Origin of the sequence: Syntrophotalea acetylenica (genome assembly GCF_001888165.1) — a bacterium.
Classification (GTDB): Bacteria; Desulfobacterota; Desulfuromonadia; order Desulfuromonadales; family Syntrophotaleaceae; genus Syntrophotalea; species Syntrophotalea acetylenica.
In genome coordinates this window covers 2,983,986-3,003,043 of the sequence record NZ_CP015455.1, presented here as the reverse complement: position 1 = coordinate 3,003,043, position 19,058 = coordinate 2,983,986, and the positions used below count along the sequence as shown (strand labels likewise).

Sequence of the window (19,058 nt, the reverse complement as noted above, 5' to 3'; positions counted from 1 at the left end):
AATAGGTAAAATTGGATATGAAACACATTCACGTAACCTGCGCCATCATCGAACGTGACGGCCTTGTCCTTGCCGCCCAACGGAGCGAGGGCATGAGTATGCCGCTCAAATGGGAGTTCCCCGGTGGAAAGATCGATCCGGGAGAGTCTCCTGAGGAATGCCTTCGGCGGGAATTGCTTGAAGAGATGAGCATTCAGGTTGGCATCGAAGAGAGCCTTCCTGCCAGCACCCACAATTATCAGAAGTTTGCGATTACGCTTTATCCGTTTATCTGTTCGCTCAAGACGGAGGAGATTGTTCTTCACGAGCACGCAGCCCTGGCTTGGTTGCCAGCGGGAGAACTTCACTGTCTCGACTGGGCTGAAGCAGATTTGCCCGTCGTTGATTCCTATCTTGTAGCTTGTGGGGTTCAGTCGTGAGTGGACAGTTTCCCCATGGCATCTACGACGCACTTATTGATGAGTATTTAAGTGATGCTTTAGCTAAACACCCGGAGCTAAGGTCTGTTTTCGGGAAAATTGTCCCAGAAGAGCAGCCTGGTCGTTACTCCGCATTTGTTGCAAAGGTGTTGGAACAAGCACTAAGAGAGGAATCCGACCCGGAGAAACGGCTTGCGCTTTGCAACAGGATTCTAGCCCAAGTTGCTCAAGATCCGGGGAAAGAACACCTTGAAAAACATCGACTTGCCCCAAGAGAAAAGCCTCTCCTGCTAGAAATCACCCCGCCCAATTATGGAAAATCAGGAATCCCTCGTCCCCACACCCCGTTAGCTGAAAGCAGCCTTTTTACCGGCTCCCCTCAAGAACCTCAATTAGCCCATGAACTGCTTCAAGAGATGGGCTCCGCCGATGGGGTGGATATCCTCGTTTCATTCATCAAGTGGTCGGGACTGCGCCTGCTGCTGCCGGCCTTCGAGGACCTGCGTGACCGGCAGGTGCCGGTGCGCCTGATCACGACCTCTTACATGGGGGCCTCCGATGCCCCGGCCGTGGAGTGGCTGGCCCGGTTGCCGAATGTCGAGGTGCGCGTTTCCTACGATACCGAGCGCACCCGGCTCCATGCCAAGGCGTATCACTTCAAACGCAACAGCGGTTTCTCTACAGCCTACATTGGCTCAGCCAACATGTCCCAGGCGGCCATCACCAGCGGCCTGGAATGGAACCTCAAGGTCACGGCGCAGGACATGGCGCATATCCTGGAGAAGTTCTCCGTCGAATTCGAGACCTATTGGAACAGCCGCGAGTTCGTCTCCTTCGATCCAGCGCGGCCGGAGCTATTTCGTGCAGCCATTGCTCGCGGCAAGAATGGGAACACCAATGGCCCGGCAGTTTTCTTCGATTTGCGCCCGCACCCCTTTCAGGAACGCATCCTGGAGGCGCTGGAACGTGAGCGCACTTCCCATGGTCGCTGGCGCAACCTGGTCATCGCCGCCACTGGTACGGGCAAAACGGTGGTCGCCGCCTTCGATTTCAAGCGCTTCTTCGATCAGAAGCAGAAGCAGGCCCGGCTGCTCTTCGTGGCCCATCGCCAGGAGATTCTCCAGCAGGCCCGCACCACTTTTGCCCATGTCCTGCGTGACCAGAATTTCGGAGAACTGCAGGTCGGTCAGTTTCAGGCCACTCGCCTGGAGCACCTCTTCTGCTCCGTCGGCATGCTGAACAGCCGACGGCTCTGGGAACAGGTGGGGAGCGGCTTTTACGATTACATCGTGGCCGACGAGGCCCACCACGGCACCGCCAGCAGTTATCGGGCGCTCTTCGACCACTTTGCCCCGCAGATTCTCCTCGGCCTAACCGCCACCCCGGAACGGATGGACGGTGATAACGTGGCCGCCGATTTCGGCAATCGTTTCGCCGCCGAGATCCGCCTTCCGGAAGCTCTGGAGGAAAAGCTCCTCTGTCCCTTCCATTATTTCGGCGTGGCCGACCCGATCGCCATCAACGGCGAGCAGTTCTGGCGCAACGGCAAGTACGATGCCTCGGCCCTGGAAAACGTCTATGTGCTCGATAGCGTCCGCGCCAAACAGCGCGTCGATGCCATCATTGCAGCGCTCCATCGCTACGAGCCCGATCTGACCGCCCTCAAGGGGATCGGTTTCTGTGTCACCATCAAGCATGCCGAGTTCATGGCAGAGTCCTTCACGAGCCTGGGAATCCCTGCCGCTGCCTTTGTTTCCGGGGTGGACGGTGATCGTTGCCGGGAGCTGCTGGCTGACTTGAAAAGCGGCCGCCTCACCTTCCTCTTTACCGTGGACAAACTCAGTGAAGGGGTGGACGTGCCGGAGGTCAACACGGTGCTGTTCCTCCGCCCTACGGAGAGTTTGACCGTCTTTCTCCAGCAGCTCGGGCGCGGCCTGCGCCATGCTCCGGGCAAGGACTGCCTCACCGTGCTCGACTTCGTCGGTCAGGCCCACCGCCGCTACCGGGTCGACACCAAGCTGAAAGCGCTCCTCCCCCGGCATCGGTTTTCCATCGACAAGGAAGTGGAGCAGGATTTCCCCCACCTCCCGGCCGGCTGCTCCATTCAGCTCGACCGCCTCTCCCGGCAGTACGTGCTGGAGAACATCAAGGAGAACCTCGGCCGCCTGGCCGTGCAGGTGCCCGATCGGCTGCAGACCTTCAGTAGCGAAAGCGGCCAGGAGCTGACCTTCGGCAACTTCATCCGCTACCACGATTACGAACCGGAAGTGCTCCTGGCCAGGGAATCCTGGTCGGGATGGAAGGCCAAGGCTCAGTTGGCGCCGATCCCCGCCGATCCAGATTTGGCACGGCTGAAAAAGACTCTGTTGCGCGCCTCCTTCATCAATGGTCCAGCGGAGCTTACCCGGTTGCGGCAGGTGCTTGCCAAGGTTGCCCAGGGTGCCATTGACGAGGCGCTGGCCGTGGCAGGGGATGCGGTCATGTCGGTGTACTATCGGCTGTGGGGAGACAAGGGGAGCAAGCTCGGCATCGCCTCTCTGGACGATGCGTTCCGCCGTTTGGCACGCAATCCTTCGATCCTGGCTGACCTGGACGAAATCCTTGCCTGGTCGCAGGACACCACCGAGGTCAGCGGCCTGATTCCGCAACTCCCCATCGCTTGTCCGCTGGAGCTGCACGCCCACTACGGCGGCAAGGAGATTCAGGCGGTCTTCGGCCGGGCAAATCTGGATACAGCCGGGCAGACCGGTGTCGGCTCGTTCCACTTTGCTGACGTAAAGACCTATGTGCTGCTGGTCACCTTTCAGAAGACCGAGAAGGAGTTCTCACCGAGTACCATGTACGCCGATTACCCCATCAGCAGGGAGCTTATGCACTGGGAGTCACAGGCGAATACCGCGCAGCATCACACGGACGGGCAGAACCTGATTCACCATCGGGAGCGGGGTTACACGATCCTGGTCTTTGCCCGTGACCAGAAGAGACGCAATGGCGTCACGGTGCCGTTTACCTATCTGGGGCCGGTGGATATGGTGCGTTACGAGAGCGACCGGCCGATCAAAATGGTGTGGCGGTTGCGGTATCCGATGCCGGTGGAGATGTTTGAGGATAATCGGCGGGGTGGTTAAGTTATCAAATCAATAACGTTGAATCCTAGGAAAATAGGCCACTATGATCATTACCTACCATGAACAAGTTAAGGTCGAGTGCGTTCCAAGGGGACGTTCTTGATAAATATAAATTCCTATGGTAATCTCCCCTCATGCCCAGACAATCCCGCATAGATTTCCCCGGCCTTTTACACCATGTCATCGTCAGAGGAATTGAGAAACGCTCGATTTTTCTCGATGATCAAGATCGCGAGGAGCTCCTCTCCCGCCTTTCACGGTTGCTGGCCGAGACGGAGACGGATTGCTTTGCCTGGGCGCTGCTTGATTCCCATTTTCATCTCTTGTTGCAGCCGAGTGCCACCAAGCTTTCCCAATTCATGCGTCGCCTGCTGACCGGCTACGCCGTGGTTTTCAACCTGCGGCACGGCCGTGTCGGGCATCTGTTTCAGAATCGGTATAAATCGATTGTCTGCGACGGGGATGTCTATCTTCTGGAATTGGTGAGGTACATCCACCTGAATCCGCTGCGGGCCGGCATCGTGAAATCGGTTGAGTCCCTTGAAGATTATCCCTGGTGCGGGCATCGCGAACTGCTGGGCAAAACTTTTCGGTCGGTGATTAACGACAGGCAGGTTCTGCCGCTTTTCGCCAAGCGCCTCAGGGCAGCCAGGCAACAGTATACCCGTTTTATCGCCGACGGAGTAGACGCCCCTTCGGCCAACCTCTCCGCTGGCGGTAAACGGGCCAGCCTGGATCTCGATCCTGATCTCGACGACGATAGCCTTTTCGATGATCGCGTTCTGGGGGGCGGAGATTTTGTTGAACGGGTTTTGCGGCATGCCGACCAGTTCCCTGTCGGAGAGAAACGCTCTCTTAGAGAGCTCATGGATCTGGTCGCGAGCCATTATGGCGTCGAACCCGCAGCCCTGAGTCAGTCGGGTAAAAATCGAAATCTTGCCGGGGCAAAAGCGGTCATTTGCTATGTGGCGATCAGGAAATGGGGTTTAAAAGGGGTCGATGTTGGCCCGGTCTTGGCTTATACCCCCGCCGCTGTTTCGCATGCCGCCAACAGAGGGGAGTCTATTTTTCAGGAAGGGACGGAATTGAGAAAAAAATTAAAGACGATTTTATAATTTTCAAGAACGTCCCCTTAGGCATAGGAGCGATTGATCGAACATCAATGGCGAAGCCATGCGCGAACAGGCGCGGAGTGCTGAGCGTCCGAGTGAGCCGCAGGCGAACGGCTTGACCTCCTTGTTAGCTGTTGACATGCTTCAACAACAACCAGACTCGTTTTCGGATGTTTTGGACACGCGTGGGCCAGCGATACTTGGAATTGTTTTTCACGTGCGGATACCTGATCTTAAGATCGTTGATCTTCTCGTAAATTGATTCAACGAGATCTTGCGTCTCTTTCCCCGGCCACGATGCTAAATCAGTGCTTGCAAGAGATGGGTACTGTTTGACCTTTGTTCTTTTTAGCGCATTGAAGTCAAATCCCTCTTTGCTTAATCGCTTGTATTCCGCAACGGAGATCTTTTCGATGACTTCTGAAAGTTCGACCTCGTCTTGCGCCACTAGATCAAGGTAGATGAGATTATCCTTGAGCTCCCCAATTAGGGCTCGTGAGTTCCCGTTGGCTTTTTTCAACCAAGTATTCAGCGCTTTTACAGCTGCGCCCGCTTTGGCGAGTGATTCAAGTACAACCGGGACTGATAGATCCATCGGACTGATCCTTTTTCAGCTAACGTAGAAGGGAGGGGCTGCGCGCTTTTGCGAAGTCCCTCTCGACTGACGGGTTAGCGGCCATCAGTCTTTTTGTAGCGTGACTGTGATTATGTCGTCTTTATGCCCAGCGAAAAATGCGAACGGAGCGCAGATTAAGAATAGACAGCAAGCATTCCCACCCTTAAGTTTACCGGGCGCAATGGTTTCCGAGACAACTAGCCACCCTTGATTGGTCTCTCGCCCCAGTACATTGTTTTTTTCCGCTTGCCCTGCGGGAGTGTTTGGAAACTGAAGTGTTTTAAATTGCGCCATTTAGAAGCCCCCGACCTGAATCAGTGAGTTTGTAATCGTAATTTCTTGTTTGGTCTTTGACAATCAGCTGATTTTGTTGGGCTTTTCTGCTACTATCGAACCGCTTCGAAATTCACCCAAGGAGATTTTTTCATGACGTTTCCGCGGTTCACTATCGAGCAGTCCGACAGCGAATTCTACACCTCCCAGTCCGGCATGGCCCTGGTCGGACTGGCCGTCAACCGCTACACCACGCTCGCTTCTCGGGTGGCCAAGGCCGCGCCCTGCCAAGGGATCGCCACCGCCGACGTGCTGCGCTGCTATCTCGGGCTGCTCTGTCAGGGCAAGAGCGACTTCGAGGCCATCCGCCCCTTCTGGGAGGATGATGAATTCTTTGCTGCGGCCTTGGGAGTGCAGAACGTGCCCTCCCCCGAAACCCTGCGCCAGCGCATGGACAAGGTCGCCGAAGCGGTGCGCCCCATCGTCAACCTCTGCACCGTCGAGTTGCTGAAGAAGGCCAAGGCCGCGCTGTCCACGCTGCCAGCGGGTCACATGCCGCTGGATTTGGACGTCTTCACACAGGACAACTCCAACACCAAGAAAGAGGGTGTCTCCTGGACCTACCGCAAGTTCAACGGTTTTGCACCGATTGCAGCCTGGCTTGGCCTGGAGGGGTGGTGCTTGGAGATCGAGCAGCGCCCCGGCTCCCAGCATGCCCAGGAAGGTTTCGTCCCTTTTCTGTTGCGGGCCATCCACAAGAGCCGGCTATTGACCGAGGCCCCCTTGCTGGTGCGGCTGGACAGCGCCCACGATGCGATCATGACGTTGGTGACCTTGGTCAGTGAGCGGGTCGACTTCATCGTCAAGTGGAATCCCCGGGGAACCGACGTGCCGGCCAGAGCCAGCGAGGTCTTCGCCAAGGGCAAGATGATCAAACAGGACAAAAAGGGCCGCATCGCCATCATGACGGAAATCGTCGAGCGCACCTACAAGGACGAGGATGGCAAGGAAAAAACCATCAAAGTCCGCCGTGTGCTGCGGGCCACGGAGCGCTACTTTGAGAAGGATGGCACGCCGCTGCTGGTCCCCGACGTCATGATCGAGGGCTGGTGGACCAACCTGACCGTCGCCAAGGACAAGGTGATCGAGTTTTACAAGGGGCATGCGCTGTGCGAGCAGTACCATTCCGAACTCAAGAGCGACATGGACCTGGAGCGGTTGCCGTCAGGCAAGTTCGCCACCAATGCCCTGGTCATGAGTTGTTCGGCCCTGGCCTACAATATCCTGCGGGCCGTGGGCCAGGTCGGCCTGATGGGCAAGGCCCAGGCGAAACGCGCCAAGCAGCGGCGGCGGATCAAGACGGTGATTCAGGACCTGATCTACTGCGCCGCTCGGTTGATCCGCCATTGTCGTGGCCTGACCCTGCGGTTCAGTTGTCATGCCCACGATCAGGCCGCGTCGTTTGCAACAACCTACGCCCGGTTTGCGTACGGCTAAGGCTCCAGCCGGCACAGCATAGCTTCTGAAAAACCGCAACCGAGGGTGTGGCCAATGCCGCTCGCCCAGAAACAGGAGAACCCGCTCAACATCGCCTTAGAATCAGCTGAATTGTCAAAGAACGGCCCCGCCTGACCGGAAAAACGGTTCAAGGCGGTGGCGTCACAGGCAAAGTGTCTCGCGAAAATGGCTACGCGAGCATTACCCGAGAGGTGCAGACTGGCTTCTCACTGATTCAGGCCCGATTGATAGTACTGTTGGAAAAAAAGTAACTGCTGTGCCGAAACCGGTGAAGAAACGAAGTCTGTTATTACTAACTCGCCAGCGGATGAACTGTGTAAGGCCGTCAGCGACTAATAAGCACGCGAACACACCAAATACATAAGCCAAATCTTCACGCCATGGCAACAGTAGAAGCGAACATGGCAAGCCCACAAATAGACCCGTACATCGTGCGCAGATGTGAAATTGACGACCTAGGACAAAAAAAGAACGGTCGGCCATCCGATGACACCCCCAATATTTATGCAGCCACACACTGTCAACGAATAAAAAAATGGCAATTTTTTGAAATATATGATGTAGCAATGGCATGTGTTTTATGGCCGCTAACGTGATGGTAACCGGTTGCTTCGCGCCGGTACGATTTAGTAGCGCCTTCTTCGGGAAGCAGCCAGTCCGGTTGACCTTTTGGTTAGCGCTGCCAGATGCTCAGGTAAAGACGCCGCCGTCCTTATTGAACCCAATAATGACTTCTTTCAAACCCACACAATTATTCGTGACAACTTCTGGAGGATTCTTATCAATTAAATCCTTGAACCACCTGTGCACGCGGTGGGTAGTCCCTAAAATCGAGGTATTGAGTACAACAGGAAACCCCCGGCTTTGCCGGGGGACCTCAGAAGTTTGACAGTTCCGGGAGTAAATGAAAGCCTCCCGTCTGTGAACCGCTCAAAGTTCTCAGAGAAGGAGGCTTTCGATGAAACACACCCAAAGCCTAAGTCATTCGGTTTGGGACTGCAAGTACCACGTTGTTTGGATACCCAAGTATCGCCGAAAGGTGCTGTATGGTCGGATTCGGCGACATCTTGGGGAGGTCATCCGAGAGTTGGCCCGGCAACGAGAGAGTCAGGTGTTGGAAGGACATTTGTGCGCTGATCACGTCCATGTGTATATCTCGATCCCGCCAAAGTATGCGGTAGCTCAGGTTGATCTGTCAACACTTTTCCGGACACATGATTACGCAGCTTTTTTCATGGCCTCAAAGACCAGCGGAGCTTCGTTTCCGTTGGCGGAGTGACGCCGCTGGCGATTGTAAAACACTTCGATGTACTCGAAGATCGACGCTCTGGCTTCGACGCGGCTTTCGTAGTCGCAATGATGGACCAGTTCAGTTTTCAGAGTATGGAAAAAACTCTCAGCGACAGCATTGTCCCAGCAATCACCCTTTTTGCTCATGCTGGCCAAAATGCCGTGGGTGAGGTGAATTTTCCGATGGCTCTCAGAAGCATATTGACTGCCGCGATCACTGTGAAAAATCAGGCCCCGGGCTGGCTTGCGAAGTCGAAGGGGACGTTCTTGATAAATATAAATTCCTATGGTAATCTCCCCTCATGCCCAGACAATCCCGCATAGATTTCCCCGGCCTTTTACACCATGTCATCGTCAGAGGAATTGAAAAACGTTCGATTTTTCTCGATGATCAAGATCGCGAGGAGCTCCTCTCCCGCCTTTCACGGTTGCTGGCCGAGACGGAGACGGATTGCTTTGCCTGGGCGCTGCTTGATTCCCATTTTCATCTCTTGTTGCAGCCGAGTGCCACCAAGCTTTCCCAATTCATGCGTCGCCTGCTGACCGGCTACGCCGTGGTTTTCAACCTGCGGCACGGCCGTGTCGGGCATCTGTTTCAGAATCGGTATAAATCGATTGTCTGCGACGGGGATGTCTATCTTCTGGAATTGGTGAGGTACATCCACCTGAATCCGCTGCGGGCCGGCATCGTGAAATCGGTTGAGTCCCTTGAAGATTATCCCTGGTGCGGGCATCGCGAACTGCTGGGCAAAACTTTTCGGTCGGTGATTAACGACAGGCAGGTTCTGCCGCTTTTCGCCAAGCGCCTCAGGGCAGCCAGGCAACAGTATACCCGTTTTATCGCCGACGGAGTAGACGCCCCTTCGGCCAACCTCTCCGCTGGCGGTAAACGGGCCAGCCTGGATCTCGATCCTGATCTCGACGACGATAGCCTTTTCGATGATCGCGTTCTGGGGGGCGGAGATTTTGTTGAACGGGTTTTGCGGCATGCCGACCAGTTCCCTGTCGGAGAGAAACGCTCTCTTAGAGAGCTCATGGATCTGGTCGCGAGCCATTATGGCGTCGAACCCGCAGCCCTGAGTCAGTCGGGTAAAAATCGAAATCTTGCCGGGGCAAAAGCGGTCATTTGCTATGTGGCGATCAGGAAATGGGGTTTAAAAGGGGTCGATGTTGGCCCGATCTTGGCTTATACCCCCGCCGCTGTTTCGCATGCCGCCAACAGAGGGGAGTCTATTTTTCAGGAAGGGACGGAATTGAGAAAAAAATTAAAGACGATTTTATAATTTTCAAGAACGTCCCCTTAGGCATACAGGTGGTGGGGCTGCCGTTTGGTCAACTTCGTCATGGGAACCTTTTGGTTGTTGCGGTGGCAGCAAAGCTCGGACGAACGCCAAGCAGCCTTTCCATGAAGCTCTGTAACCTTGCATCACTGGCTCCCTATCATCAGGAACGGGGGAACGTCAACTGGCCATGCATACACCTTAGGGTAGAATTGATGAAAAATAAGATTATCATCCTCTTCAGCCTACTTGTTTTGATACCAGGCTCCTCTTATGCAGAGATGTCTGAATTTGAAACGAAATTTCTTAGTATCGCAGGAGAGAGCTGGATTGAAGAAACGACAAATATGGCTATTCAACGATATGCAACATGCGTTCAATGCATGGGCACGTTAAAAGACATGTATTGTGTAGCTCCAGAGATATTTGAGGGGATTTCACCTGAGCACAAAAATTGGAAAATACTCGAAGAGGAGTTTAATCAATTCACAGGAAGTGCTTGCAAGCCATTTGAATTAAATAAAAAATTCGATTTTTTACTTGAAATTATTGCAAAATACATCACCTTAAAAGATATCGATGAAGCAATAGCAAGAAAAGATAAGTCTTTACTACAACCGAAATTAACACTTGCGAGGAAAGAATACGTAAAACTGCTCATTGAACAATTCGATTCCACCTCAAAAAAAGAAATCGATTTTTTTGAGAAAAAGTTTTCACAACTAGTCAACGAACTGAAATAGTACCTGTCACGAAACGGTCCCGTTCTGTCAAGTGCTGTAAGATGTGTCAGGCGCGTAAGTTTCTGCGAAAACATCCGGACCTGAAACCGCCTTTGGCCCAGGTGTTGTCCGACCTGCAGCAAGATCCCTTTCAATCCTACCTGGAACTCCATTCACCGACCGGCAAGCTCGCGGGTTGCCATGCCGGCAGCCTGACCTACGGTTACCGCATCACCCTGACACTGATCTTCTTCCATCAGGAGATTGTGCTTCTCGATATCGGCAGTCATGACGAAGTTTACCGCTAAAGGGGAAACCCTGCCGGTACGTTCTTGCCAGTGTACAGATGAGGGCGGATTGAAGCAAATGCCCGATTTCTTAGCGAAAACCTTGAGTTTCCTCGCCAAAAACAGGCTTGCAATTCCCGTTTGAGACTGATTTGCAAGGAGCAGGTCTTTTCGCTTCATCTGTCAGCCCTTATGGCTAGATAGAATCGCGGGTGTTCTTAACCAGAAAGCGGAGACAGGAGGCCTCCTGTTCCAATTTGTCGCGCTGCTGTATTTCCTGAACGAGGCGCAGGTTTTCCAATCCCATTTCGGTGATCATTTTTACCAGTGAGAGAAGGTCGGTCATGGCGTTGTGGATATGGTCACGGCTTACGATCGGTACCTTATCCAGGGCTGCCAGGTATTTCTTCTCGTCGAAACCGTACCGGGCTGCCTGGGCGCGGAAAAATTCGCGGTCAGGGGGGTGTCGTCGTAGAAGAGCTGGCCGGTGAAGAAGGTCGCAAAATGCCGGTTTTCGATAAAAATCGGCATGGCAATATCCCATAACCCGTTTAGGCAGGGGTAGGTGAGATACCCGTTCGGGCAGTTATTGATATGGGCCTCGACGTGGGCGTCACTTTCCCGGCAAAGGGCGCAGGTCTCGGGATGGCGGCGATGAAAGTGCGTACAGATCTCTTGCCAACCGACGGAGGCGAGCATCGTTCCTTTGTTGTTGAAGATAGCGCAGGGTAGCCTGAGCATCCGACACTGCGTTTCCAAAAATTGTTGCAGTCGGTCTTCTGGAATTATTTGGGAAAAAACAAGATCGCTCATGGGTTTTTTCGAGCTGTTCGGTACAGCCGGTGGCAATGCTTTGGAAATATCTTTAAGTCTTTGAAACAATTGCATAAAAGCATTGGCAACTGAAACGGGGTAAGTTGTCGCCAAACAACCTGTTACTACCAAGGAGATGATGCTTTGGGCCAGATTGTAGCAGAAACTGTTTCATACCAGAACCAAAAAATGGGTGATTGGCCGGTCGATGAAGCCATCAGTGCAGCTGTTTTGAGTAAAAACGGGCTGTCGGTCGGTGAAGGTTGACGGTCCCGATAGCAAGAACTGGAGGTAAGTCGATAAGAAGAGGTTTAAGGCGATAGATTGCAGACGATAATCGGGGGGATGTTTATACGGAATTGTTTGCAGGTTCAGATCTTGTCGACAGTGATTGGGCGTTAACGTTTGTTTGGCGGCACAATGTCGTACTTTTCTATTTTTCGATACAAGGTTGATCGACCGATGCCGATTTCTTTTGCCGCTTTAACAACTTGCCATTGGTGCTTTTTTAAAGACTCCAGGATAATCGTTCTCTCGGCCTGTTCCATCGGGCTCCACGACTGCTCTCTTTGTGGCACGGGCTGCATTTTTTTAGGTGCGGATGTTTCAATATGCGATAGCAAAGCGGGCCGTTCTTGATTCGCAACCTCCTCGGGCAAATTGGTCGAGGTGATGCGGTCACCGTCGGACATGGCCAGAGCATAGCGTAAAACGTTACGCAACTGGCGGATATTTCCTGGCCAGTCATAGCGGGTCAGCAGATTCAGTGCTTCCTTGTCGATGGAGATCGCGCCGATTTCCGTTTTTGCCTCAATCGCCAGGGCCATCTGAATAAGCTGAGCGAGGTCGGTTCGCTGACGCAGCGGCGGCAGGACAAAGGATATGCCTTTAAGTCGGTAGAAGAGATCTTCCCGAAAACTACCCTCGATCACCATGTCCTGGATGTTGCGGTGGGTGGCGCAGATCACATTTAAATGAACAGGTACGGGACTGGTGCTTCCCAGGGGAGTGATTTCTTTTTCTGCGAGAACACGCAGCAACCGGGGCTGCAAGCTGGTCGGCATATCACCGATTTCGTCGAGAAACAAGGTGCCACCGTTCGATTGCACAATCTTGCCCTGCATGCCTTTGTTGAGCGCCCCGGTGAAGGCTCCTGGCTTGTAACCAAACAGTTCGCTTTCGATAAGCGACTCGGGAATCGACGCGCAGTTGATCGCGACAAACGGTTTGTTGGCCCGACTGCTGGCATTATGAATCGCGCGCGCGAATACCTCCTTGCCCGTACCGGTTTCACCGTTAAGTAGTATGGGGATGTTTTTGTCCAGGACCCGCTTGATACGGGTAACAATCTCTTTCAATCGGTGGTCGGCTCCGGCCAAAAGGTCAAGGCTCAGGGGCTCGGCAGCGGAAAGTTCCTTGGGTGGCGTGACCTTGGTTTTTTGGGAGGGGCGAATCTGAATCGACTTGAGGGCAATAGCTTGAGGTGAGCGCAACGTGGCGAAGTAATAGGCACCATTGGTAATGGTCCGGATGGGCCATACCATTTCTGATTTACCAGCAAGGTCGATCAATTGGTCAAATTTTATGTCGAAGATGTCTTCGATATCGCGGCCGATCATCGTTTTGTAAATTCCACCGCCAAATTGTTGCCGTGCCGTTTGGTCGGCAGCGAGCACGATCCCGTCGCCGCCAAGGGCCAATAGGCAGGTCCTGTTTACCACGGCCATTTCTCGATTATTGCAGATACATAACACCCACTGATCTTCAAATTGGTGATAAAAATAAGCCGCCTCGATGAGGCGGGCAGTTTGTTTGACCAGTTGCAATGCAAAATACTGGCTATCCTTGGAGGCAGGCGAATGGAGGGCCGAAATATCAACCAAACCCAGCATCTCGCCAAAGGGGTTGAGAATCGGTGCCGCAGAGCATGTTAGTTCGGCGTTGATGACCCGGTAGTGTTCGCCTTTGTGGATGGTTATGGGTCGCTTTTCGACTAAGCAGGTACCGACGGCACAGGTTCCTTCTTCTTCTTCGGCCCAGATCGAGCCAAGGTAGAGGCCGGCTTTCTTCCATTCCCGGACCTGTTGATCATCACCGAGCCAATCAAGTGTCGTGACGTTATGATCGCACAACAGGGCGCAATAGCCGTGGGCCGAGACCTGATGGAAGAGATCCCTGACTCCAGGCCGTGCGATGCGCAAAAAGTCCTCGGCTGCCTCCGCTTGTTCCTTAAACTCACGTTCGGTAAGTATTCTGACCTGAGCTGCATCGGCGGGATCGATGCCGTGCTGATTCATGCTGCGCTGCCAGGAACAGAGCACCGGTGCGTCAACAGAGTCAGTCATGGCGCAGTTGGTTTGGGCGACCGCTGAGTAGACTTTCTCAATATGATGTTTTTTATTTAAGAGAGTCATGGCTGCCGAAAAGTACGCGTCAGTAACAACCTGTCATGAGGGGTTGCCGATGCTTGCTTTGGGCTAAGGCGTGATGTAAGTACTATAAATTTAGGGGTATATTATTGTCAAACGCTATTTGGCAAGGCGTTGTTCTGCAGAGATGTGACCTGACATTGCCATCGGTATTTCATATTCAGTGATTATTATTTTCATCATCCCGCCGCTGACTTTGCCGTCTCGCAGTAAATGCGCAGGCCCAATCGAGTGCAAGGGTCCCGTTGCTTGTGCTGGAGATGCGGAAGAGGTCCCCCTCCCCTCTATTGGCAGTTAGAGGAGGAGGGGGACTACTCGCCCCGCCCCGAAAGCAGCAAAGGGGGGGAGACGAGAAATATTTAGACCAGGATAATTCCGCCATCGATCATGACCGACTGGCCGGTCATGTAATCGCCATCATCGGAAGCGACAAAGGATACGTAACCGGCAACCTGCTCCGGTTTTCCGACTTCTTTTGCAAGGATGGCGCTGTTAACATAGGCCTTGAGGGTTTCCCCTTTGGCCGCACCGGTGTAGGCACCGATTTTTTCATCGATGAGATCCCACATATCGGTACCGACGATGCCGGGGCAGTAGGCATTGACCGTAATTTTGTGTTCCGCCATTTCCTTGGCAAAGGCTTGCGTGTAGCCCCTGACGGCGAACTTGGAAGCACTGTAGACAGGCAGGAAGGCAAACCCGGCGTGACCGGCGATGCTGGCGCAGTTGATGATTTTGCCGCCGCTGCCCAGATATCCTTTGTTGCCCTGCTTGATCATCTGCCGGGCGGCGGCGTTGTCACAAAGAATGAGGCCCTTCACGTTGACTGCAAGCTGCTTGTCGATATCCTCGGGGGTATGGTCAAGACCGACCTTGACGATGCCGATGCCGGCGTTGGCCACCATGATGTCCAGCTTGCCGAATTTTGCCACGGCCTTTTCCACCAGGGCATTGACTTGCTGCTCGTTGGTCACATCGCAGGCAACCGCCAGCGATTTGCCGCCGGCAGCTTCAATCTCGGCCGCAACCTTGTTCATGTTGTCCGCCATGACATCGCTAACCACCACGGCAGCCCCATCGGCCGCCAGCCGCATGGCGATGGCCCTGCCGATGCCACGGCCCGATCCCGTTACAATTGCAACCTTGCCTGCTAGTTTCTTGTCTGCCATTTGGTGAATCCTTTCCATGTTGTTGGTTGACACAGTGGGCATCATTGCCCCTTAAAAAGACTAAAAAATTTAATTATCAATAATTTAATAAGTTACAGCGTAGAAGATATGTTATTTTAAATAATTTTTTTCTATTGGTTTTTGTTTTTATGATATTTGAAGTTGGTTAATATGAACAATTATTGTGTTTATCAGCGAACAATTTAATGTCTATCAGTGGTGTCCCAACGTTAAATCAAAAATTGTTCATAACTAACTGATATAAATAAACTATCGAGAAAAAATGGCTGTTATCGACTTGAAACAAAATCTGCTTCAGCATCATCCTGCGTGTGGTTGCATTACCTCACGACAGGAGCTGTGCTATGGCCACCGGCAAGCTGGTTTTCTCTCAAGTCATCGACCATCTTCCCTTGCACACGTTTCGGCAATGCGTGAAACGCTACCAGGGAAACCGCAAGGTCAAGTCATTCACCTGTCTCGACCAGTTTCTCTGTATGGCCTTCGCCCAACTGACGTATCGCGAAAGCTTGCGCGATATCGAAGCCTGTCTTCGTGCACAGAGCAACAAGCTCTATCACATGGGCATCCGCAGCCAGGTATCGAGGAACACTCTGGCCAACGCCAACAAGGTCCGCGACTGGCGAATTTATGCCGACTTGGCTCACAGCCTCATTCCGGTGGCGCGCAGCCTCTACCTGGACGAGGATTTTGGCATCGAACTCGACCAGGCCGCCTATGCCTTGGACGCAACGACAATCGATTTGTGTCTGACGCTGTTTCCATGGGCCGAGTTTCGGCAGACTGATGTGGCTACACTATCCCGGACACACAAAATGAGGCAAAATACCTGACCATGGAGGTGTGTCCGATGCCATCGAAGTACTCGCCAGAATTTAAGCAAGACGCCGTGAAGTTGGCCGTCGATTCTGATCAGCCGATTTCCCAGACGGCCAGAGCGCTGGGGGTCAATCCGAACACTCTGTATACCTGGGTTGCAAAGTATCATCAGCCCCAAACCGTGGACGAAGAAGGCGCGGGGGACAAGCATCCCTACGAAGAGCTTAAGCGCTTGCGGCGCGAAATTGCCCAACTCAAAGAGGAGCGTGACATCCTAAAAAAAGCGGCGGCGTACTTTGCAAAGAACAGTCGGTAAAGTACGCCTGGATGAGACAGCAGACTGAATTCGGCGTCCAGGCCATGTGTCGTGTTCTGCAAGTTTCCCGAAGCGGCTACTATGAGAGCTTGAGCCGAGCGCCCAGCAACCGCAGCCTTGCCGATGACGCGCTTCGCCCCCAAATCAAAGGGGTATTCGAAAAAGGCCGAAAAACCTATGGCACCCGGCGAATCAAAGACGATCTGGACAAGCAAGGTACGGTCATCAGCCGCCGGCGCATCGCCCGGCTCATGCAGGAAGAAGGTTTGGCGGTCAAAACCAAGCGCAAATTTAAGCCGACAACCAATTCCAAACATGACAAGCCCATTGCGCCTAATCTGCTTGAGCGCGAATTTAACGTCGAAACGCCCGACACCGCTTATGTCGGCGATATCACCTATATTCCGACGCGTGAAGGCTGGCTGTACCTGGCCGTTGTCATAGATCTCTTCTCTCGGGCCGTGGTCGGCTGGGCCATGGGTTCACGGATCAACGCCGCGCTGGTCAATGATGCCCTGCGAATGGCGATCTGGAAGCGCAAGCCAGCCCGGGGCCTGATTTTTCACAGTGATCGCGGCAGTCAATATGCTTCTGAGAGCCATCGGAAAATTCACCTCACCCACGGCATTTTGGCCAGCATGAGCAAAAAGGGTGATTGCTGGGACAATGCTGTCGCTGAGAGTTTTTTCCATACTCTGAAAACTGAACTGGTCCATCATTGCGACTACGAAAGCCGCGTCGAAGCCAGAGCGTCGATCTTCGAGTACATCGAAGTGTTTTACAATCGCCAGCGGCGTCACTCCGCCAACGGAAACGAAGCTCCGCTGGTCTTTGAGGCCATGAAAAAAGCTGCGTAATCATGTGTCCGGAAAAGTGTTGACAGATCAGACCAAGAGCGCAATCAAGCTACACACCCTTCTGGATCTGCGCGGCAGCATTCCTACGTTCATTTACATCTCAGACGGCAAAGAGCACGAGGTCGCAGTTCTCGACGATCTGCCTTTGGAAGCCGGAGCCACCTATGTGATGGATCGTGGCTACCTCGACTATTTTCGTCTTTATCGGATGACCAAGGCCCATGCCTTCTTTGTCATTCGGGCCAAGAAGAACATGGCCTTCCGGCGACTCTATTCCGCTCCCGTAAACCGAGAAACCGGGTTGCTTTGCGATCAAACATTCAAGTTAACCGGGCATTACGCGACACGCGATTATCCGGAGAAACTACGTCGCGTCAGAGTGCGCGACCTGGAGACCGACAAAACCATCGTCATTCTGAGCAACAACTTCACGCTCCCGGCGGAATCGATTGCTTTGCTTTATCGTCGCCGGTGGTACATCGAGCAGTTCTTCCGCTGGATCAAACAGAACCTGCGGATTAAGAGTTTTTACGGCACCAGCGAAAATGCGGTCAAAACCCAGATCTGGATCGCAGTAACCGTTTATCTGCTGGTGGCCATTATGAAAAAACGGCTCAAGATCGAGGCCAGTCTCTACACAATTTTACAGATATTAAGCGTAACCTCGTTCGAGAGAATTCAGTTAAATCAGCTACTTGTTGACGCGGATTACACAGCCGCATCAATGGAAAACGATAACCAGTTGTTTTTATTCAACTAAACGTTGGGACACTACTGAATGTCTATTACATAAAAAAGTATAAATAAATATTATTATTTATTGTAAAGCAAAGACCAAGAAAAACTTTTGTCCTAAAACCATTGATGCGTTAATTTCGGTGATTATGGCAAAGGGTTTTCAATAATAATTAAATAAGCGTTCAAAATTTCAAAAACAATTTCCTAAAATTCTTGCGAAAATATAAAGCTAAGAAAATTGATTTACGATAGTATAGATAATTTTCAATCAAAAGGTTTTCAAATAAAGATCATTTTCTTAACAATAAAGAATATCTAAATAGTGTTCTGCGAATTATATTATCGACATTAGCAATCGATATGCCGATCGGGAAAAATTTTGTCAATACAAGTCGTCTTAGTCAAAAATGATTCGTATAAATATTTGTTGTTAAATAGATTTTTGAGTTTTTTATTTTTTTTGATGTAAACGCCATTTAAATGGATTCGCTTAGCTCACTTGTCGGTTTTGTCCCATTGTGGGAGGTCCATCCCACTCCGGGACGAATATCCCAGCCCCATGACACCGTCTTTTGTTTTTGTAGGTATCCCCAACCTGGAAGAGTATTGTCTTTGTTTTATCTTGAAATGTTTTCCCGTGGGGGCCGCAGGGTCGGACCAAGGGTACTCCTTGATTTCCTTGCCACAACGAAAAATTGCTCGTTTCCCATATGAAAACTACGCTGTATCCATCCAGAGTTTCCGGATGGATACAAACCATTAGCGCCCTTAGGCCAGGGCTTTTAATGCCAGACTCTTAAAATGGAGCCTTTCTGAAATTTCACTTGAAAACAAACCTGAATTCGGATCAAAGAAAGGATATGTTTTTGGGTGATGCCGACAGGAAGAGAGGTTTCGGATGAAAGATATTCGTATTTCCGAAGGTGTAGTCCCGCTTGGGGAGTTCAAGGCTCATGCACCCGGTACCTGAAACAATTGGACGGCCCCGTTGTGATTACTCAACATGGGCGTCCTCCGGCGGTGCTGATCTCCTCTGGTGAATATGATCAGATCAGGGAGCAGTGGCGGTTCATCGAATCGTTGACGGCGGGTCTCGATGATTCACAGAGCGGGCGCGTTATGGACACCGAGGAGTTGAAGGCGAGACTGGCCTCGGCTCGTGAGCAGAGGCGCTCTCGATGACAATTTTCTGGGCAGAGCATGCGTTGGCTTGCCTGTCCGAGATCGAAGATTTTATTGCGCAGGTCCCAT

Annotated in this window: 14 protein-coding genes and 5 pseudogenes; 13 read left to right on the top strand and 6 right to left on the bottom strand. The window is 52.4% G+C overall.

All coding sequences use genetic code 11. The annotated features are described in order from the left end of the window. Positions 1-17: 17 nt before the first annotated feature. The 3 genes from A6070_RS14060 (at position 18) to A6070_RS14050 (ending at position 4,662) form a co-directional block, all read left to right on the top strand. The gene (locus A6070_RS14060) at positions 18-419 is read left to right on the top strand and encodes a (deoxy)nucleoside triphosphate pyrophosphohydrolase (RefSeq protein ID WP_072286352.1); all 402 of its coding nucleotides are present in this window, start codon (positions 18-20) and stop codon (positions 417-419) included. Next, positions 416-3,547 carry a DUF3427 domain-containing protein gene (locus tag A6070_RS14055; RefSeq protein WP_145926376.1) on the top strand — a complete coding sequence of 1,044 codons (3,132 nt, stop codon included), beginning with the start codon at positions 416-418 and terminating at the stop codon, positions 3,545-3,547. The genes A6070_RS14060 and A6070_RS14055 overlap by 4 nt, the downstream gene beginning before the upstream one ends. Before the next feature lie 134 nt (positions 3,548-3,681). Continuing rightward, entirely contained in the window at positions 3,682-4,662 is a 981-nt protein-coding gene (locus A6070_RS14050) for a transposase (RefSeq protein WP_072286350.1), read from the top strand. 124 nt (positions 4,663-4,786) lie between these two features. On the opposite strand, the gene A6070_RS14045 is transcribed toward A6070_RS14050, so the two are convergent. After that, positions 4,787-5,254 (bottom strand): hypothetical protein, encoded by a 468-nt coding sequence (locus tag A6070_RS14045; RefSeq protein ID WP_072286349.1) that lies wholly within the window; start codon positions 5,252-5,254, stop codon positions 4,787-4,789. A 447-nt stretch (positions 5,255-5,701) separates the two neighbouring features. Between A6070_RS14045 and A6070_RS14035 the strand changes: the two genes are divergently transcribed. Beyond that, a complete protein-coding gene (locus A6070_RS14035; protein ID WP_072285697.1) occupies positions 5,702-7,045 on the top strand; it encodes an IS1380 family transposase in 1,344 nt (447 codons plus the stop codon). Positions 7,046-7,246: 201 nt separating this feature from the next. Here the strand turns inward: A6070_RS14035 and A6070_RS16780 are convergent, their stop codons facing one another. Further along, entirely contained in the window at positions 7,247-7,549 is a 303-nt protein-coding gene (locus tag A6070_RS16780) for a DUF2085 domain-containing protein (RefSeq protein ID WP_072286347.1), read from the bottom strand. A 475-nt stretch (positions 7,550-8,024) separates the two neighbouring features. Here A6070_RS16780 and tnpA point away from each other — a divergent pair. Beyond that, positions 8,025-8,255 (top strand): annotated as a pseudogene (tnpA, locus tag A6070_RS14025) (IS200/IS605 family transposase); the annotation flags it as partial. Between the two features lie 29 nt (positions 8,256-8,284). Here tnpA and A6070_RS15655 read toward each other — a convergent pair. Next, positions 8,285-8,605, bottom strand: a pseudogene (locus A6070_RS15655) (IS3 family transposase); the annotation flags it as partial. A gap of 53 nt (positions 8,606-8,658) precedes the next feature. Between A6070_RS15655 and A6070_RS14015 the strand changes: the two are divergent. From A6070_RS14015 to A6070_RS14005, 3 genes are read left to right on the top strand one after another with little or no spacing between them, the layout of a single operon-like run. Beyond that, positions 8,659-9,639, top strand: coding sequence for a transposase (locus A6070_RS14015; protein WP_072286345.1), 981 nt, complete (start codon positions 8,659-8,661; stop codon positions 9,637-9,639). A gap of 29 nt (positions 9,640-9,668) precedes the next feature. Next, complete coding sequence (locus A6070_RS14010; RefSeq protein ID WP_145926375.1) at positions 9,669-10,379, top strand: hypothetical protein; 711 nt, start codon at positions 9,669-9,671, stop codon at positions 10,377-10,379. A gap of 41 nt (positions 10,380-10,420) precedes the next feature. Further along, positions 10,421-10,666, top strand: coding sequence for a type II toxin-antitoxin system RelE/ParE family toxin (locus tag A6070_RS14005; RefSeq protein ID WP_072286343.1), 246 nt, complete (start codon positions 10,421-10,423; stop codon positions 10,664-10,666). Between the two features lie 175 nt (positions 10,667-10,841). Here A6070_RS14005 and A6070_RS13995 read toward each other — a convergent pair. Continuing rightward, a pseudogene (locus A6070_RS13995) lies at positions 10,842-11,386 on the bottom strand (PocR ligand-binding domain-containing protein). A gap of 216 nt (positions 11,387-11,602) precedes the next feature. Here A6070_RS13995 and A6070_RS16355 point away from each other — a divergent pair. Next, on the top strand, positions 11,603-11,725 hold the full coding sequence (locus A6070_RS16355) for a hypothetical protein (protein ID WP_268807510.1): 123 nt from the start codon (positions 11,603-11,605) through the stop codon (positions 11,723-11,725). A gap of 131 nt (positions 11,726-11,856) precedes the next feature. Here the strand turns inward: A6070_RS16355 and A6070_RS13990 are convergent, their stop codons facing one another. Together A6070_RS13990 and A6070_RS13985 are read right to left on the bottom strand one after the other, a co-directional pair. After that, on the bottom strand, positions 11,857-13,755 hold the full coding sequence (locus A6070_RS13990) for a sigma-54-dependent Fis family transcriptional regulator (protein WP_235605473.1): 1,899 nt from the start codon (positions 13,753-13,755) through the stop codon (positions 11,857-11,859). Between the two features lie 491 nt (positions 13,756-14,246). Then, positions 14,247-15,056 (bottom strand): SDR family NAD(P)-dependent oxidoreductase, encoded by an 810-nt coding sequence (locus tag A6070_RS13985; protein ID WP_072286340.1) that lies wholly within the window; start codon positions 15,054-15,056, stop codon positions 14,247-14,249. Between the two features lie 365 nt (positions 15,057-15,421). Between A6070_RS13985 and A6070_RS13980 the strand changes: the two are divergent. From A6070_RS13980 to A6070_RS15650, 4 genes and pseudogenes are all read left to right on the top strand, one after another. After that, a pseudogene (locus A6070_RS13980) lies at positions 15,422-15,886 on the top strand (DUF4372 domain-containing protein); the annotation flags it as partial. A 41-nt stretch (positions 15,887-15,927) separates the two neighbouring features. After that, positions 15,928-17,069, top strand: a protein-coding gene (locus tag A6070_RS13970; RefSeq protein WP_235605421.1) for an IS3 family transposase whose coding sequence is annotated in 2 segments (ribosomal slippage) — positions 15,928-16,186 and positions 16,186-17,069 — 1,143 coding nt in all. Because the reading frame shifts where the segments join, the coding sequence is not laid out codon by codon here. Between the two features lie 31 nt (positions 17,070-17,100). Then, positions 17,101-17,829: pseudogene (locus A6070_RS13965) on the top strand (IS4 family transposase); the annotation flags it as partial. Positions 17,830-18,797: 968 nt separating this feature from the next. After that, positions 18,798-18,989: a type II toxin-antitoxin system prevent-host-death family antitoxin gene (locus A6070_RS15650; protein WP_158513983.1), complete on the top strand. Its 192-nt coding sequence runs from the start codon at positions 18,798-18,800 to the stop codon at positions 18,987-18,989. Positions 18,990-19,058 lie beyond the last annotated feature (69 nt).

Excerpts from the sequence above, each read along its gene's own strand:
- A6070_RS14060 (WP_072286352.1), top strand. The coding sequence starts at position 18 with ATGAAACACATTCACGTAACCTGCGCCATCATCGAACGTGACGGCCTT.
- A6070_RS14050 (WP_072286350.1), top strand. The coding sequence starts at position 3,682 with ATGCCCAGACAATCCCGCATAGATTTCCCCGGCCTTTTACACCATGTC.
- A6070_RS14045 (WP_072286349.1), bottom strand. The coding sequence starts at position 5,254 with ATGGATCTATCAGTCCCGGTTGTACTTGAATCACTCGCCAAAGCGGGC.
- A6070_RS14035 (WP_072285697.1), top strand. The coding sequence starts at position 5,702 with ATGACGTTTCCGCGGTTCACTATCGAGCAGTCCGACAGCGAATTCTAC.
- A6070_RS16780 (WP_072286347.1), bottom strand. The coding sequence starts at position 7,549 with ATGGCCGACCGTTCTTTTTTTGTCCTAGGTCGTCAATTTCACATCTGC.
- A6070_RS14015 (WP_072286345.1), top strand. The coding sequence starts at position 8,659 with ATGCCCAGACAATCCCGCATAGATTTCCCCGGCCTTTTACACCATGTC.
- A6070_RS14005 (WP_072286343.1), top strand. The coding sequence starts at position 10,421 with ATGTGTCAGGCGCGTAAGTTTCTGCGAAAACATCCGGACCTGAAACCG.
- A6070_RS13990 (WP_235605473.1), bottom strand. The coding sequence starts at position 13,755 with ATGAATCAGCACGGCATCGATCCCGCCGATGCAGCTCAGGTCAGAATA.
- A6070_RS13985 (WP_072286340.1), bottom strand. The coding sequence starts at position 15,056 with ATGGCAGACAAGAAACTAGCAGGCAAGGTTGCAATTGTAACGGGATCG.